16 protein-coding genes are annotated in these 16,302 nt (G+C 71.6%); 9 read left to right on the forward strand and 7 right to left on the reverse strand.

What is annotated here, in order from left to right:
* The first annotated feature begins 85 nt into the window (after positions 1-85).
* The gene (locus ACH4E8_RS17390) at positions 86-430 is read left to right on the forward strand and encodes a WhiB family transcriptional regulator (RefSeq protein ID WP_361542732.1); all 345 of its coding nucleotides are present in this window, start codon (positions 86-88) and stop codon (positions 428-430) included.
* Between the two features lie 369 nt (positions 431-799).
* On the opposite strand, the gene ACH4E8_RS17395 is transcribed toward ACH4E8_RS17390, so the two are convergent.
* A complete protein-coding gene (locus ACH4E8_RS17395) occupies positions 800-2,410 on the reverse strand; it encodes an ArsA-related P-loop ATPase (RefSeq protein ID WP_398448961.1) in 1,611 nt (536 codons plus the stop codon).
* Complete coding sequence (locus ACH4E8_RS17400) at positions 2,407-3,438, reverse strand: ArsA family ATPase (RefSeq protein WP_398448963.1); 1,032 nt, start codon at positions 3,436-3,438, stop codon at positions 2,407-2,409. The genes ACH4E8_RS17395 and ACH4E8_RS17400 overlap by 4 nt, the downstream gene beginning before the upstream one ends.
* A gap of 95 nt (positions 3,439-3,533) precedes the next feature.
* Here ACH4E8_RS17400 and ACH4E8_RS17405 point away from each other — a divergent pair, with 95 nt between their 5' ends.
* The 5 genes from ACH4E8_RS17405 to ACH4E8_RS17425 all read left to right on the forward strand — a co-directional run bounded on the left by ACH4E8_RS17405 (position 3,534) and on the right by ACH4E8_RS17425 (position 8,096).
* A complete protein-coding gene (locus ACH4E8_RS17405) occupies positions 3,534-3,692 on the forward strand; it encodes a hypothetical protein (protein WP_361542723.1) in 159 nt (52 codons plus the stop codon).
* Positions 3,689-4,174 (forward strand): RidA family protein, encoded by a 486-nt coding sequence (locus tag ACH4E8_RS17410; RefSeq protein ID WP_398448965.1) that lies wholly within the window; start codon positions 3,689-3,691, stop codon positions 4,172-4,174. The genes ACH4E8_RS17405 and ACH4E8_RS17410 overlap by 4 nt, the downstream gene beginning before the upstream one ends.
* Positions 4,175-4,686: 512 nt before the next feature.
* Positions 4,687-6,093 (forward strand): PQQ-dependent sugar dehydrogenase, encoded by a 1,407-nt coding sequence (locus ACH4E8_RS17415; protein WP_398448967.1) that lies wholly within the window; start codon positions 4,687-4,689, stop codon positions 6,091-6,093.
* Positions 6,094-6,408: 315 nt separating this feature from the next.
* Positions 6,409-7,269, forward strand: a complete 861-nt coding sequence (locus ACH4E8_RS17420) for an NUDIX hydrolase (protein ID WP_398448969.1) — start codon at positions 6,409-6,411, stop codon at positions 7,267-7,269.
* On the forward strand, positions 7,266-8,096 hold the full coding sequence (locus ACH4E8_RS17425; protein WP_398448971.1) for an MBL fold metallo-hydrolase: 831 nt from the start codon (positions 7,266-7,268) through the stop codon (positions 8,094-8,096). The genes ACH4E8_RS17420 and ACH4E8_RS17425 overlap by 4 nt, the downstream gene beginning before the upstream one ends.
* 123 nt (positions 8,097-8,219) lie before the next feature.
* Here ACH4E8_RS17425 and ACH4E8_RS17430 read toward each other — a convergent pair whose 3' ends face one another.
* Positions 8,220-8,894, reverse strand: coding sequence for a Crp/Fnr family transcriptional regulator (locus ACH4E8_RS17430; protein ID WP_361542708.1), 675 nt, complete (start codon positions 8,892-8,894; stop codon positions 8,220-8,222).
* 455 nt (positions 8,895-9,349) lie between these two features.
* Here ACH4E8_RS17430 and nth point away from each other — a divergent pair, with 455 nt between their 5' ends.
* From nth to ACH4E8_RS17445, 3 genes are all read left to right on the forward strand, one after another.
* Positions 9,350-10,387, forward strand: coding sequence for an endonuclease III (gene nth, locus ACH4E8_RS17435; protein WP_398448973.1), 1,038 nt, complete (start codon positions 9,350-9,352; stop codon positions 10,385-10,387).
* A 53-nt stretch (positions 10,388-10,440) separates the two neighbouring features.
* The gene (locus ACH4E8_RS17440) at positions 10,441-11,295 is read left to right on the forward strand and encodes an NUDIX hydrolase (RefSeq protein ID WP_398448975.1); all 855 of its coding nucleotides are present in this window, start codon (positions 10,441-10,443) and stop codon (positions 11,293-11,295) included.
* A gap of 151 nt (positions 11,296-11,446) precedes the next feature.
* Complete coding sequence (locus ACH4E8_RS17445; RefSeq protein WP_398448977.1) at positions 11,447-12,646, forward strand: MarP family serine protease; 1,200 nt, start codon at positions 11,447-11,449, stop codon at positions 12,644-12,646.
* 54 nt (positions 12,647-12,700) lie between these two features.
* Here the strand turns inward: ACH4E8_RS17445 and ACH4E8_RS17450 are convergent, their stop codons facing one another.
* The 4 genes from ACH4E8_RS17450 to nhaA all read right to left on the reverse strand — a co-directional run bounded on the left by ACH4E8_RS17450 (position 12,701) and on the right by nhaA (position 15,963).
* Entirely contained in the window at positions 12,701-12,889 is a 189-nt protein-coding gene (locus ACH4E8_RS17450) for a hypothetical protein (RefSeq protein ID WP_398448979.1), read from the reverse strand.
* Positions 12,890-12,998: 109 nt separating this feature from the next.
* Positions 12,999-13,928: an alpha/beta fold hydrolase gene (locus tag ACH4E8_RS17455; protein WP_398448981.1), complete on the reverse strand. Its 930-nt coding sequence runs from the start codon at positions 13,926-13,928 to the stop codon at positions 12,999-13,001.
* Between the two features lie 81 nt (positions 13,929-14,009).
* Positions 14,010-14,477: a phage holin family protein gene (locus ACH4E8_RS17460; RefSeq protein WP_398448983.1), complete on the reverse strand. Its 468-nt coding sequence runs from the start codon at positions 14,475-14,477 to the stop codon at positions 14,010-14,012.
* 61 nt (positions 14,478-14,538) lie between these two features.
* Positions 14,539-15,963 carry a Na+/H+ antiporter NhaA gene (nhaA, locus tag ACH4E8_RS17465; RefSeq protein ID WP_398448985.1) on the reverse strand — a complete coding sequence of 475 codons (1,425 nt, stop codon included), beginning with the start codon at positions 15,961-15,963 and terminating at the stop codon, positions 14,539-14,541.
* Positions 15,964-16,302 lie beyond the last annotated feature (339 nt).

Consider the following 16,302-nt stretch of genomic DNA (forward strand, 5'->3'; position numbering starts at 1 on the left):
CTTCCGTAACGTCCTCAACTGGCAGCGGTGAATATGCCGCTACCGCCGTGGGGGAGCCTCGATTCGGGAGAGGACGGCAGCCGGGATGGGCTGGGTAACCGACTGGAGTGCGCAGGCAGCCTGCCGCACTACCGATCCGGATGAACTGTTCGTACAAGGGGCCGCGCAGAACAGGGCAAAGGCGGTGTGCACCGGATGTCCGGTACGCACCGAGTGCCTGGCGGACGCCCTCGACAATCGCGTGGAGTTCGGCGTGTGGGGAGGGATGACCGAGCGGGAACGACGTGCGCTGTTGCGCAGGCGACCCACGGTCACCTCCTGGCGCAGACTCCTCGAAACCGCACGCACGGAGTACGAGCGCGGGGCGGGCGTGCTGCCCGTCGGGCTCGACGACGACGAGACGTACGCGGCCTACGCGGCCGTGGGGTAGGTCAGCCCTGCGGGGTGGCGCCCCGCTGGCGCGATCGAGTCCGCCGGCTCCTCAAACGGATGTCCGTCGGGCGGGTACGGCTACGGGTACCGCTGCGGTCACGGCATACGGGTGCGCGGGTACGGAGCGGGCCCTGTCATGGCCGCGGGCGCGGCTACGCAACGGGCCGGAGCTCGGTCTCCTGTGCCCGGTGCCCGCCTGGTGCACGGCGTCCGATGCAGGGCGTCCGGACTGGTGCCATGGCGTCCGGGCTGGTGCATGTGGGCCGGTGCGCGGCTTGGCGCATGGTGCCCTGGTGCCCGGTCTGACGCGTGCGTGGTGCATGGGCCGGCGCGTCGTGCCCGCTGTGCGCTGCTCGCGTGCCCGGGGTCACGCTTCCGGGTCGCCGGCAGCCGCCAGTTGGTCGCCGATGGTGCGCAGGCCGGCCAGGTCGTGCACGTCACCGGGCAGTGCGGTCACCTGTGCCACCGCGACCTCGGGATGGAGCGCGGTGAAACGGTCCCGTGTGCGCTGCTCGCGTGCGAGCACCTGCATGCGCTCGGCGTGCAGGCGCAGCAGACCGGCCGTCAGCTGTGCCGTGGTGTGCTCGCTGTCGGCTTCGGGGCGTGCGTCCTCGTCGAAGGCGTCACGGGGGGAGACGTCTTCGTGCTCGGATGGTGCGGGGTGCTCGGGGGGGCTGGGAGAGCGGTCCACGGGCGGGGTTTCGGGAGAGACGTCCGTGGCCTCACGAACACCAGTCTTCCCGCCTCCATGATCCACAATGCCGGCCGCGGCAAGATTTTCTGAGGAATCGGATTCCACATCAGTCTGACTGATCGGGTCGGTCGGATCGCCCAGGTCAGCGAGGTCTACGGGGGCGGTGGGGTCGACGGGGTCTGCGAAGTCCGTCTGCCCGGAATCGTCTTGCCCGGACTCGTCTTGCCCGGAATCGTCTTGCTCGGACTCGGCCTGTCCTGACTCGGCCTGTCCGGATTCGTGCAGCTCGGACTGGTTCAGCTCGGGCTCGGTCAGTTCGGGGTCGTCGAGTCCGAACTCCAGGGTCTCCGCAGCCGTCAGCGCCCGTTCCGCCGTCAGCCGGGCCGCCCCGCTGTCGTGGACCCGGTTGAGGACCAGCCCCGCCAGCGGCATGTCCTCGTCCGCCAGCCGCTCGACGAAGTACGCCGCCTCCCGCAGCGCGTCCCGCTCCGGCGCCGCCACCACCAAGAAGGCCGTGCCGGGGGCCTGGAGCAGCCGGTACGTCGCGTCCGCCCGGGTGCGGAAGCCGCCGAACATGGTGTCCATGGCCGTCACGAACGTCTGCACGTCCCGCAGCAGTTGTCCGCCCAGCAGCTTGCCCAGCGTGCCCGTCATCATCGACATGCCGACGTTCAGGAACTTCATCCCCGCCCGGCCGCCCATCTTCGCCGGGGTCATCAGCAGCTTGATGAACTTCCCGTCCAGGAACGACCCCAGCCGCTTCGGCGCGTCCAGGAAGTCCAGCGCGCTGCGCGACGGCGGGGTGTCGACGACGATCAGGTCCCACTCGTCCCGGGCCCGCAACTGCCCCAGCTTCTCCATCGCCATGTACTCCTGCGTGCCCGCGAAGCCGGCCGACAGGGACTGGTAGAAGGGGTTCTCCAAGATGGCGCGGGCCCGTTCGGCGTCCGCGTGCGCCTCGACGATCTCGTCGAAGGTGCGCTTCATGTCGAGCATCATGGCGTGCAGTTCGCCGGCCGGGCCGTCGCCGTCCGGCTCTATGCCCTTGACCCGGCGCGGGGTGTTGTCGAGGGAGTCGATGCCGAGCGACTGGGCGAGCCGACGGGCCGGGTCGATGGTGAGCACCACGACCCGCCGCCCGCGCTCGGCCGCCCGTACGCCGAGCGCCGCGGCCGTGGTCGTCTTGCCCACGCCGCCCGAGCCGCAGCACACGATGATGCGGGTGGCGGGGTCGTCGATGAGCGAGTCGACGCGGAGGGGAGTGGCCGACGCGTCCAAGGTCATGAATCGGTCCCTTGCTCGGCACGTTGCTGCTGTTGTTGTTCCGTCCGCTGTTCTGCTGGCTGCTCCGACGGCTGCTCGATCTGGGCGCGCAGCTCCTTCGACAGGCGGTAGAGCCCCGCCAGGTCCACGCCCTCGCTGAGCAGCGGCAGCTCGTACGACGGCAGCTCCAGACGGCCGAGCGCCGATCGCTGTTCCCGCTCCAACTCGACCCGGCGCGCGTGGTCCGACGCCTGCTCCAGCAGCGGGGTGACCAGCTCCGCCGCCCCGCCGACGCCGGCCGCGGCGAGCGTCCGCACGATGTCGGCGCGCCTGCCGTTCGCCGCGAGGCCCAGCGCCTCCTCGTCGAGGATGTGCGGCCGGACCATGTTCACGATGACCCGGCCCACCGCCAGGCCCGCGGCGCGCAGCTCCGCGACGCCGTCGGCGGTCTCCTGGACCGGCATCTCCTCCAGCAGCGTCACCAGGTGGACCGCGGTCTGCGGCGACTTGAGCACCCGCATCACGGCCTGCGCCTGGTTGTGTATGGGGCCGAACTTCGCGAGTCCGGCGACCTCGTCGTTCACGTTCAGGAAGCGGGTGATGCGCCCGGTGGGCGGCGCGTCCATCACGACGTAGTCGTACGCGTACGCGCCCTGCTTCGTCCGGCGCCGCACCGCCTCGCACGCCTTGCCCGTCAGCAGCACGTCCCGTACGCCGGGGGCGATGGTGGTCGCGAAGTCGATCGCGCCGATCTTCTTCAGCGCGCGCCCGGCGCCGCCGAGCTTGTAGAACATCTGGAGGTAGTCGAGGAGGGCCCGCTCGGCGTCGATGGCGAGCGCGTACACCTCGCCGCCGGCGGACGAGACGGCGATCTTCCGCTCCTCGTAGGGGAGCGCTTCCGTCTCGAAGAGTTGTGCGATGCCCTGCCTGCCCTCGACCTCGACGAGGAGGGTCCGCTTTCCCTCGGTCGCGAGGGCGAGCGCGAGTGCGGCGGCGACCGTGGTCTTACCGGTGCCGCCCTTGCCACTGACGACCTGGAGCCTGCTCACGCTTTCGAGACTAACCAGTCGGGCCGCGGGCTACGCACGAGGTCGTGTGCGGGCTGCGTCACGTGTGCCCCGACACGTGCGGATACAGTCGGCCCATGACGAAGTGGGAATACGCGACCGTGCCGCTCCTCGTGCACGCGACCAAGCAGATCCTCGACACCTGGGGCGAGGACGGGTGGGAACTCGTCCAGGTCGTGCCCGGGCCGAACCCCGAGCAGCTCGTGGCGTACCTGAAGCGCGAGAAGTCGTCGTGAGTGGCGCCGGCGGCGGTGCCGTCGAGGCGCGCCTGGCCGAGCTGGGACTGACGCTGCCCGAGGTCGTGCCGCCGATCGCCGCGTACCAGCCGGCCGTGGTGTCCGGGCCGTACGTCTACACGGCGGGCCAACTGCCGATGGTGGGGGGCAAGCTTCCGGTCACCGGCAAGGTGGGCGCGGAGGTGACCGCGGACGAGGCCAAGGAGCTGGCGCGCACCTGTGCGCTGAACGGGCTGGCCGCCGTGAAGTCGGTCGTCGGCGACCTGGACCGGATCGCCCGGGTGGTGAAGGTCGTCGGGTTCGTCGCTTCGGCGAGCGACTTCACCGGGCAGCCGGCCGTGATCAACGGCGCCAGCGAGCTGCTGGGCGAGGTCCTGGGGGAGAAGGGCGTGCACGCGCGCAGCGCGGTGGGCGTCGCGGTCCTCCCGCTGGACGCGCCGGTCGAGGTCGAGTTCCAGATCGAGCTGACGCCGGAGGCGTGACGCGTACGGACGCGTAGGGCGTTCGGACGCGTAGGGCGTACGGGCCCGGGGGACGCGTAAGGGCCCCGCGGCGCGTGCGGAACCGGGGCGCGTACGGGCGCGTGCGGCGTACCCGGGCGGGCGCGGCTCCTTCGCCGCGGCTGCCTCGTCACGGACGGGAACACCGGTTGGCGCGTTGGACGGCGCCGATGACATGACGGCGCGATCGGCACTGAACTGCCGGTCAGCACCCACGAGGCCCCGTGCCTGCCGATTCCTCCGGCGGGCACGGGGCCTCGTGCGTCTGCGGCAATCCCGTGCACCGCTCTTGACGTGGACACGTCGCTGGGTGTGCCCTGTCCAAGGTTAGGAACAGTTCCTATCCATCTGAACGAGCCAAACGATCCCGTGCGACCGAATCCGACTGACTCTGGCCGACATCGATGGACTTCAGTCGACTTCGGTCGAAGTCGACCCGGTCGCCGTCATCCGAACGAACGTTCCGCCCCCGACGAATCCGTGGGAGGAAATCCGTGGCACCAACCCCCCGCCGCCGGACGCGCAGTGCGATCGGCGTACTCGTGGCTGCGGCCACCGCAGCGTTAACCGTGGCCCTGCCGGCGACGGGCGCCGCCGAGCCCGTGTCCGGGAAGGCCGCCCCCGTCCGCTACGAGGCCGAGTCCGCGTCCCTCCCGCAGGGCGCGGTCGAGTCCAACCCCGCCGGACACTCCGGTCCGGGTTTCGCGAACCACGCCGACGTGGCCGCCAACTACGTCAGGGCCTTCGACCCGAAGGGCAACAAGTCCGACGTCAGCCCCGAGACCACCGCCCCCACCCGCGGCAGCCAGCCGGGGGGCGTCCCCGAACCCGGCGCGGTCAGCCCGCTGGCGAGCGGCGTGGACGTCGGCTGGGGCCTCGCCTTCCTGCCGGACGGCGCGGGCGTCTACACCGAGCGGAACACCTTCAACGTCCACCGGCTGACGAAGTCGGGGACGAAGACGCTGCTCGGGAAGGTCCCCAACTCCCAGACCACGGGCGGCGAGGGCGGCCTGATGGGTGTCGAGGTCAGCCCGAACTTCGCCACCGACCGCTACCTGTACTTCCTCCACACCTCCGGCGACGGCAACCGCATCGCCCGGATGAAGCTGGAGGCCAACAACACCCTCAGCGGCTACACCGTGCTGCTGCGCGGCATGCAGAAGAGCCGGTTCCACAACGGCGGACGGCTGCGCTTCGGCCCCGACGGCAAGCTGTACGCCTCCATGGGTGACGCCCAGAACCAGAGCCTCGCCCAGAACCGCAACTCGCTGAACGGCAAGATCCTCCGCATCAACCAGGACGGCACCATCCCCGCCGACAACCCCTTCGGCAACGCCGTCTGGTCCATGGGCCACCGCAACCCCCAGGGAATCGACTTCGACTCCAAGGGCCGGCTGTGGCAGGCCGAGTTCGGCGACGGCACCATGGACGAGGTCAACCTGATCCAGAAGGGCGGCAACTACGGCTGGCCGTCCTGCGAGGGCACCAGCGGCAGTTGCTCCGGCTACATCGCACCCAAGAAGACCTGGTCGACCTCCGCTGCCTCCCCCAGCGGGCTGACCGTGGTCAACGACCACGTGTTCGTCGCCACCACGCGCGGCGAGCGGGTCTACCGGCTGCGGATCGACGCGTCGGCCAACCTGGTCGAGCAGAAGACGTACTTCCAGGGGACGTACGGCCGGCTGCGCACCGTCGAGGTGGACCGCGACGGCGACATCTGGCTCACCACCTCCGCGGACAAGGACGGCACCCCGGGCAACGACCGGATCCTGCTGATCGACGTCGTCTACTCGGGCGGTCCGCCGACCGGCGGGTTCAGGCCGACCGGCAGCGCCTTCAACGACAACGGGGGACGGCCGGGCCAACGCCCGGGCGTGAGCGTGCGTCGAGACGCTGCTTGAGCAGACGGGTGGACGGGAGCAGACGGGTGGACGGGAGCGGCCGGGGCGGGCACCCAGCCGCTCCCGCTCCCGGTCCCAGCCGCTCCTGGCCCCGGCCCCGGTCCCGGCCCCGGTCCCGGCCCCGGTCCCGGTCCCGGTCCCGGCCCCAGCCCCGGTCTCGACCGTGATCCCGGCCGAGCAGCGGCAGCCGTTCGCGGGCGCAGCCGGCCAAGCCGTTGTAGGGGCCATTCTCGTTCCACGTGAAACACCGCACCCGGCCCCGCACCGTGTCCCGGCACCCTCGAACATCCCGCTGGATGCGCATAGCATCCGGCCATGTCCCAAGGTCAGTGGTATCCCCCGGAGTGGCCCGACCGGATCCGTGCGCTCGCAGCCGGTGAGCTGATCCCCACGCCGCCGAAGCGCGCCGCGACCGTCATGCTGCTGCGCGATGCGCCGGACGGCCCCTCCGTGCACATGCTGCGCCGTCGTGCGTCCATGGCCTTCGCCGGCGGTGCGTACGCCTATCCCGGCGGCAAGGTGGACGCCCGCGACTCCGGACCGGTCCGGTGGGCCGGCCCCCCGCCCGCGGAGTGGGCCGAGCGCCTCGGCGTGGACGAGGCGTCGGCCCGGGCCATCGTGTGCGCGGCGGTCCGGGAGACGTACGAGGAGTCCGGCGTGCTGCTCGCCGGTCTCACCCCCGACACGGTCGTCGGGGCGGCGGACGGCGACTGGGACGCCGATCGTCAGGCGCTGGTCGACGGAGACGCCGCCTTCGCGGACTTCCTGGAGCGGCACGGGCTCGTGCTGCGCTCGGACCTGCTGGGCGCCTGGGCCCGCTGGATCACCCCCGAGTTCGAACCCCGTCGCTACGACACCTGGTTCTTCGTCGCTGCCCTCCCCAGCGGCCAGTCCACCCGCAGCGACTCCACCGAAGCCGACCGCACGGTGTGGATCAGACCCTCCGACGCGGCGGCCGGCTACGACCGGGGCGAACTGCTGATGATGCCGCCGACCATCGCCACCCTGCGGGCCCTGTGCCGGTACGACACGGCCGCCGCCGCACTCGCCGCGGCCCACGAGCAGGACCTGGCGCCCGTACTGGCCGAGGCGCGGCTGGACCAGGGCACCCTGGTGCTGAGCTGGCCGGGGCACGACGAGTTCACCAAACGCATTCCCGCCGGGGGGACCCGATGACCGAAGCCGCGGCACTGCCGGGCCAACCGCGCGGAGGCGTCCACTCCGGGCCCGCCACCGCCCGCGCGGTCAACGTCCTCGCACCCAACCCGTCCGCGATGACCCTGGACGGCACGAACACCTGGATCCTCGCGGAACCGGACTCCGACCTGGCGGTCGTGGTCGACCCCGGCCCGCTGGACGACGCGCACCTGCGCCGGGTCGTCAGCACCGCCGAGCAGGCCGGCAAGCGCATCGCCCTCACCCTGCTCACCCACGGCCACCCGGACCACGCCGAGGGCGCCGGCCGGTTCGCCGAGCTGACCCGTACCAAGGTGCGGGCGCTCGACCCCGCGCTGCGGCTCGGCGACGAAGGGCTCGAAGCGGGCGAGACCATCTCCGTCGGCGGGTTGGAGCTGCGGGTGGTGCCCACCCCCGGGCACACCTCGGACTCGCTCTCCTTCCACCTGCCCGCGGATGCCGCCGTCCTGACCGGCGACACGGTCCTGGGGCGGGGCACCACGGTCGTCGCCCACCCGGACGGGCGGCTCGGCGACTACCTGGACTCCCTGCGCCGGCTGCGCTCGCTCACGGTCGACGACGGGGTCCACACCGTCCTGCCGGGCCACGGGCCCGTCCTGGAGGACGCGCAGGGCGCCGTCGAGTACTACCTCGCGCACCGCGCCCACCGGTTGGCCCAGGTGGAGACGGCGGTAGAGAACGGCTACCGCTCGGCGCCGGAGGTCGTCGCCCAGGTGTACGCGGACGTCGACCGGTCGCTGTGGCCTGCCGCGGAGCTGTCCGTACGGGCGCAGTTGGAGTACCTGAGCGACCACGGGCTGATCTGACCCCACCCGCTTCTGGGAGGGGCCGTACGTACGCGGAAGGGCGCCCCGGACCGTTTCCGGGGCGCCCTTCCGTACGTCTTGACGCGGGATGCCGCTGTGCGGGACGTCGCTCTGCGAGCGGGCTCAGCGCGAGCGCTTCGCCAGCCGCTCCACGTCCAGCAGGATCACCGCACGCGCCTCCAGCCGCAGCCAGCCGCGCTGTGCGAAGTCCGCCAGGGCCTTGTTCACCGTTTCGCGGGAGGCGCCGACGAGCTGGGCCAGCTCCTCCTGCGTGAGGTCGTGCACGACGTGGATGCCCTCGTCTGACTGCACGCCGAAGCGGCGCGACAGATCGAGCAGGGCGCGGGCGACCCGTCCCGGCACGTCGGAGAAGACCAGGTCGGACATCTGGTCGTTGGTCTTGCGCAGCCGGCGGGCGACGGCGCGCAGCAGCGCCGATGCCACCTCGGGCCGGGCGTTCAGCCACGGCTGGAGGTCGCCGTGGCCCAGACCGAGCAGCTTGACCTCGGTCAGCGCGGTCGCGGTGGCGGTGCGCGGGCCCGGGTCGAAGAGTGACAGCTCGCCGATCAGCTCGCCGGGGCCGAGCACCGCGAGCATGTTCTCGCGGCCGTCGGGGGATGTGCGGTGCAGTTTGACCTTGCCCTCGGTGACCACGTAGAGGCGGTCGCCGGGGTCGCCCTCGTGGAAGAGCGCGTCACCCCGGGCGAGCGTTGCCTCACTCATCGAGCCGCGCAGCTCCGCCGCCTGCTCGTCATCGAGCGCCGCGAAGAGCGGGGCGCGCCGCAGAACGTCGTCCACGAGTTCTCTCCTTGTCGACCTGCTCAGGGACCGTGGCCCCCATGATGCCGGACCGTACGGTGCCCGTCCGGGGGACACCGCGCACGAGACGCGAAGGACAGCTTCGCCGCGTCGGACCTGGCAAGTAAATATTCGTGCGATCAATCACAACAAGTTTGACGCACCGAGGCGCGTGTTCGTGCGTCAGGGGCCCGATTGGGTCCGGATCAGCGGTGACCGGGGCGGATGTCGGTGCTGGCCCGTAGGCTGGCCGGGTGTCCAATTCGCCGGTGAGAACGCAGGCCGAGGGGGCCGAAAGAGTGTCCGGTAAGCAAGATTCCGCTGTGGGCGAACAGGTTCCCACGAGTACCCGGAATGTCGCACATGTCGAGAATTCCGGTAGTGCGGCGGGCTCGGCCACGGCCGGAAAGCGGAGGGGCGCGAAGGATCCGGGGAAGTCGGTGACGGGGGAGGTCGTGGCAGCGGTGCAGGTACCGGCAGACGCCAAGCGGACGCAGAAGAGCGGTGCGGCCGAGCAGGACGCGAAGCCGACAAGGGCGGCGAAGGTCGCGAAACCGGCCAAGCGGGCCGCGACGAAGCCGGCCAAGACGGCGAAGGTCGCACCGGCGAAGCCGGCCGCGTCAGCCAAGACGACCAAGACGACCAAGACGACCAAGACGACCAAGACGGCCGAACCGGCGAAGGCGGCCAAGGTCGGCAAGCCGGCCAAGCCCGAGTCGCGGCTCGCCATGGTCCGGCGCGCCCGCCGCATCAACCGCGAGCTCGCGGACGTCTATCCGTACGCCCACCCGGAGCTGGACTTCCGCAACCCCTTCGAATTGCTGGTGGCCACGGTCCTGTCCGCCCAGACGACCGACCTGCGGGTGAACCAGACCACCCCCGCGCTCTTCGCGAAGTACCCCACCCCCGAGGACATGGCCGCCGCCGTGCCCGAGGAGATGGAGGAGATCATCCGCCCCACCGGCTTCTTCCGGGCCAAGACCAAGTCACTGCTCGGCCTCTCCGCCGCACTGCGAGACGACTTCGGCGGCGAGGTCCCCGGGCGGCTGGAGGACCTGGTGAAGCTGCCCGGCGTGGGCCGCAAGACGGCCTTCGTCGTCCTCGGCAACGCCTACGGGGTCCCCGGCATCACGGTCGACACCCACTTCGGCCGGCTGGTCCGCCGCTGGAAGTGGACCGATCAGGAGGACCCGGAGAAGGTCGAGGCGGAGATCGCGGCGATCTTCCCGAAGTCGGAGTGGACCATGCTCTCCCACCGGGTGATCTTCCACGGCCGTCGGATCTGCCACGCCCGCAAGCCCGCCTGCGGCGCCTGCCCCATCACCCACCTCTGCCCTTCGTACGGCGAGGGCGAGACCGACCCGGAGAAGGCGAAGAAGCTCCTGAAGTACGAGATGGGGGGCCAGCCCGGACAGCGGCTGAACCCGCCGGCGGACTACCCGGGCCGCCCCGCCCCTCCCCTGGGGGCCGCGGGAGCCACCGGAGCCGCCTGATCATCGGCGGAACGATCTGAGCACCCCGGTGCGTTGTTCGACGAGGGGGTGCCATGCGCGCAGGTGAAGAGACATCCAGCAGGCTCTGCGAGGCCGATGTGCACGACGGTCAGGCGTACGACGCGGACGCGTCGCGGCGCGCTCCCAGCGGCGGGACGCCCCCGGGCGCGCATCCGGCGCCGTCCACGGGAGTCCCCGCGGGCCCGCTCCCGCCCCCTGCCCCCGAGGGCCCGCCCGCCCCCGACGTCACGCTGTCCACCTCGGGCCTGCCGCCCTGGCTCGACCCCGTCGTCAAGGTCCTGGACACCGTCCAGGGCCGCCAGCTCAGCCGCTTCCTGCCGCCCGAGAGCGGCGGCGGCCGGCAGTCCGCCGTGCTGATCCTCTTCGGCGAAGGCACTGCCGGCCCCGAGCTGCTGCTCATGGAGCGCGCCGGCAGCCTGCGCTCGCACGCGGGACAGCCCGCCTTCCCGGGCGGCGCGCTCGACCCCGAGGACGGCGACCCGAACACCACCGGACCGCTGCGCGCCGCCCTGCGCGAGGCCCAGGAGGAGACCGGACTCGACCCCGCCGGCGTCCAGCTCTTCGGCGCCCTGCCCCGGCTCTACATCCCGGTGAGCAGCTACGTCGTGACGCCCGTGCTCGGCTGGTGGCGCACCCCCAGCCCGGTCGGCGCGGTCGACCCCGCCGAGACCGCCCGGGTCTTCACCGTCCCCGTGGCCGATCTCACGGACCCGGCCAACCGCGCCACCGCCGTCCACCCCCTCGGCCACAACGGCCCCGCCTTCCTGGTGGAATCCGCCCTGGTCTGGGGTTTCACCGCGGGAGTGATCGACCGCATCATCCACTTCGCCGGCTGGGAGCGGCCCTGGGACCGGACCAGGCAGGTCCCGCTGGACCGTCACGCGTGACAGGCTGGCCCCGTCCCGGTACGCCCGCCGTCCCCCGGCGCGGCGCGCCGATCCGCGTCCCACCTCCCCTCCCTCCCCTCACCGAATCCCCGAACGGCCCGATCGTGCGCCCTGAGCCGGGACCCCCACTGCGACTGCGAGGCAAACGACGGTGAACGTGCTAGACATCCTGTTGCTGCTCGCGGCCGTCTGGTTCGCGATCGTCGGCTATCGACAGGGCTTCGTCGTCGGCATCCTGTCGGTGATCGGCTTCCTGGGCGGCGGGCTGCTGGCCGTCTACCTGCTCCCGATCCTCTGGGACGAACTGACGGACGAGTCGCAGGTGTCCACCGGCGCCGTCGTCGCCTTCGTCGTCGTGGTGATCGTCTGCGCCTCGATCGGGCAGGCGTTCACCACCCACCTGGGCAGCAGACTCCGCCGGCACATCACCTGGACCCCGGCGCGCGCCCTGGACGCCACCGGCGGCGCGCTGGTCAACGTGGTCGCGATGCTGCTGGTCGCCTGGCTGATCGGCTCCGCCCTCGCCGGCACCACCCTGCCCACCCTCGGCAAGGAGGTCCGCAGCTCCAAGGTGTTGCTGGGGGTGTCCCGCGTGATGCCCGATCAGGCGTCGACCCTCTTCAACGACTTCTCGGCCGTCCTCGCGCAGAACGGCTTCCCGCAGGTCTTCAGCCCGTTCTCCAACGAGCCCATCAACAAAGTCGCAGCACCCGACCCGGCGCTCGTCGGCAGCCCGGTGGCCGCCACCGCGAAGAAGTCGATCGTCAAGGTCGTCGGCACGGCGAACAGTTGCGGCAAGGTGCTCGAAGGCACCGGCTTCGTCTTCGGCAAGGACCGGGTGATGACGAACGCGCACGTCGTGGGCGGCGTCGACGAGCCGACCGTCCAAATCGGCGGTGAGGGCAGGCTGTACGACGCCGAGGTCGTCCTCTACGACTGGCGGCGGGACGTCGCCGTCCTGGACGTGCCCGGGCTGAAGGCCAAGCCGTTGAAGTTCGCCGACGCGGACGCCCGCACCGGGGACAGCGCGATCGTCGCCGGCTTCCCGGAGAACGGCGCGTACGACGTCCGCTCCGCACGCGTCCGCGGCCGCATCGACGCCAACGGCCCCGACATCTACCGCCGCGACACGGTCCGCCGCGACGTCTACTCGCTGTACACGATGGTCCGCCAGGGAAACTCGGGCGGACCGCTGCTCACGCCGAAGGGCGAGGTGTACGGAGTGATCTTCGCCCGCTCGCTCGACGACAAGAACACCGGCTACGCCCTCACCGTGGACGAGATCGCCGACGACATCTCGGCGGGCCTGGCGGCGGAGCGCCGCGTCGACACGGACAACTGCGCGCTCTGAGGCCCCGGGACGGGAGCCTAGGTCGTGCCTTCGAGGTCCCGCCCCGGGGTGCGGTCAGTCGCGCGGATGCCGCAGCCGGGCGGACATCCACCGCGCCCGGCGCCGCAGGATCCGGGGAATCCCCATGTCCTGCGCCCCGTGCCGATGCGTCCGGCCCTGCGGACCGTCACCGTCGGGAGAGCCCGGCCCACCGGCCGAGCTGCGGTTGCGTGCGGCGTCACCGTAGTCGTACGTCCAGCCCATACCGGGACGTCTGCCCGGGCCCCAAGGTCGGTAACCGCTTTGGGTGCGGTCAATCGCGGTCAATTGTCCTATGCATCAGGCAATTGGCCGTTCGACGTACATCTGTGCGTCACCGGTCCGGCTCGGGGTCCTTCAGCCAGTTGACCAGCTCCGCGGAGAACGCCATCGGGTCCTCCTCGTGCGGGAAGTGCCCGAGGCCGTCGAAGAGCCGCCAGCGGTACGGCGCCTCCACGTACTCGCCGGAGCCCGCGGCGCTGCGGGTGCGCATCGCCGGGTCGAGCGAGCCGTGCAGATGCAGCGTCGGAACCCGCACCGGCCGCTTCATGCGGCGGTTGAACTGGATCCCGTCCGGGCGCGCCAGCGAGCGCACCATCCACCGGTACGGCTCGATCGAGCAGTGCGCGGTCGACGGGATGCACATCGCCCGGCGGTAGGTGTCCAACACCGCCTCGTCCGGCGGCTTCGGCCCCGACCAACTGCTGATCAACTCGCCCACCAGCGCCGCGTCGTCCGCGACGAGCCGCCGCTCCGGCAGCCAAGGGCGCTGGAAGCCCCAGACGTACGAGCCGGCGCGGGTCTGCGCGAAGTCCGAGAGCATCGCCGAGCGCCACCGCCGCGGGTGCGGCATCGAGACGACCGCCAGCCGGCGCACCAGCTTCGGCCGCATCACCGCCGCCGTCCACGCCAAGTAGCCGCCCAGGTCGTGCCCGACGAGCGCCGCGTCCGGCTCCCCGAGGGACCGCACCACGCCCGTGATGTCGAGCGCCAGGTTCGCCGGGTCGTAACCGCGGGGCGTGCGGTCGCTGCCGCCGACGCCCCGCAGGTCCATCGCCACCGCACGGAAACCGGCGTCGGCGAGCGCCGGCAGTTGGTGCCGCCAGGTCCACCAGAACTGCGGGAAGCCGTGCAACAGCAACACCAGCGGCCCGTCGCCCATCTCCGCGATGTGGAAGCGCGCACCGTTGGCCGCCACGTGGCGATGGGTCCAGGGGCCGTCGATGCGAACGGGGCTGCCGGGACCGGAGTCAGGGGCCGTCATGCCCCGAGCGTGCCACACCGCGCCGCCCGACGCGGCGTCGACAAGGGCGCGACAGCCGGCCCGACCCCGCCGAGCGGCCGATCAGCGCCGGGTGAGCTCGCGCTCCGTCGCGGCCGGCAGCACCGGCTTCCGGTCCAACTCCGGCCGCGGATGCGGCTTGACGTTCTGGAGCACGGCCGCCGTCTGCTTCGCCGAAGCGATGGACTTCTCCGGCGGCTTGACCTTCTTGAACTTGGCGATGGCCAACAGCGCCAGCACCACCGCGAGCAGCACGAACGCACCGCCCACGATCAGGAACGACCACGCCAGGCCGAGCCCCAGGTTGTGGATGCCGTACGCCGCCGCGAAGCTGAACACCGGCAGCGAGAAGAGCAGGAACACGCCCGCGATGCTGATGGCGATCGCACCGGTGGCACCCCGCTTGACGTCCTGTCGCAGCTCCGCCTTCGCCAGGGCGATCTCGTCGTGCACCAGTGCGGACATCTCGGCGGTCGCCGTGGCGACCAGCTGTCCGATGCTGCGCTCGGCACTGCTGCCGGGGTCGCTCATCGCTGCTCCCTCTCTTTCCTGCGGCTTCCGTGGCGCCCCGCCGCACGGGCGCCTACCAGCATCATGCCGGACGGTCGCTGCCCGTGCGCGGTGCCCCTGCGTCCGTGCCGCCGGAGAGCGCGGCCGACTCCGCCAGTCGCCGGTGCTCGGCCGCCTTCTTCTCGTAGATCTCCGCCATGCGCGCGTGGTAGGCGGGGTCGCCCTCCTCGTACACGTCCGGGATGCCGTCCTGGTCCTCGTCGCGCTCCTCCGCCTCGTACAGCGCCCGGTACTTGCGTACCCGCAGCTTGAGCAGGACCGCCGCCAGCACCGCGGCTATCAGCGAGCCGATCAGCACGGCGGCCTTCACCTCGTCGGTGAGCGCCGGGTCGCCGGCGAAGGCGAGTTCGCCGATGAGGAGGGAGACCGTGAAGCCGATGCCGGCGAGCGTGGCGACGGCGAAGACGTCGGGCCAGGCGAGGTCCTCGTTCAGCTCCGCGCGGGTGAAGCGGGCCGCCAGCCAGGTGCCGCCGAAGACGCCGAGCGCCTTGCCGAGCACCAGGCCGAGGACCACGCCCAGCGTCTCGGGCTGGGTGAAGACCCGGCCGATCGCTCCGCCGGAGACGAGGACTCCGGCGGAGAAGAGCGCGAACAGCGGCACCGCGAGACCCGCGGAGATCGGGCGGACCAGGTGCTCGATGTGCTCGCCGGGGGAGTGCTCCTCGCCTTCGCGGCGGCTGCAGCGCAGCATCAGGCCCATGGCGACGCCGGCGATGGTGGCGTGCACGCCGCTGTTGTACATCAGGCCCCAGATGGCCAGCGCGAGGGGTACGTACACGTACCAGCCGCGGACGCCCTTGCGCAGCAGCACCCAGAAGACCGCGAGGCCGATCACGGCACCGCCCAGCGCCGCGAAGTCGAGGTCGCTGGTGAAGAACACCGCGATGATGAGGATCGCGAAGAGGTCGTCGACGACGGCGAGGGTGAGCAGGAACGCACGGAGCGCGGACGGCAGCGAGGTGCCGATGACGGCGAGCACGGCGAGGGCGAACGCGATGTCCGTGGCGGTCGGGACCGCCCAGCCCTTGGTGGAGCCGCCGCCCATGGACGCGGTGACGAAGTAGACGAGCGCGGGGACCGCCATGCCGCAGATCGCGGCGACGACGGGGAGCACGGCGGCCTTGGGGTCGCGCAGCTCACCGGCGACGAGCTCGCGCTTCAGCTCGATGCCGGCGACGAAGAAGAAGATGGCGAGGAGTCCGTCGGCCGCCCAGTGCTGGATCGACAGGTCGAGACCGAGGGACTCCGGGCCTATGTGGAAGCTGCGCACCGACTCGTAGCTGTCGCCCAGCGGGGTGTTCGCCCAGATCAGCGCGGCTATCGCGGCCAGCAGGAGCAGTACGCCGCCGACGGTCTCGGTGCGCAGCGCGTTGACCACGAAGGTGCGCTCGGGCAGCGAGAGACGTCCGAGGAACTTGCGGGGAGGGGTGGGCGCTGGGGCGGGCATGGTGAGAAGACCTCCGGTCGGTCGGGCAGGGCAAAGCACATGCCGACCAGACTTCCCGGCGCACCATAGGTTTTTGTCGCGTCCTTGACGCAGTCCTTACTTTACCTAACGGGCGCAAGGGCGCATCCGGCGTGCTTCCCACAGTAGGTCTTCGAGGTGTTTTCGCACGTCGGATGGGGTGCTGACGGGTCCCGGAGGGGTGGCACAGCAGTGACGGGGGGGGGGGGCCCCCCCGGGGGGGGGCCCCCCCCCCCCCCCCACCCCCAGGGGGGCCCCCCGGGGGGGGGGGGCCCCCCGGGGTGGGGTTGTAGTGGGAGCGAATTAACCCCACCCCACGGC

Source organism: Streptomyces sp. NPDC017979, assembly GCF_044328175.1.
In the GTDB taxonomy this organism is placed as follows: domain Bacteria; phylum Actinomycetota; class Actinomycetes; order Streptomycetales; family Streptomycetaceae; genus Streptomyces.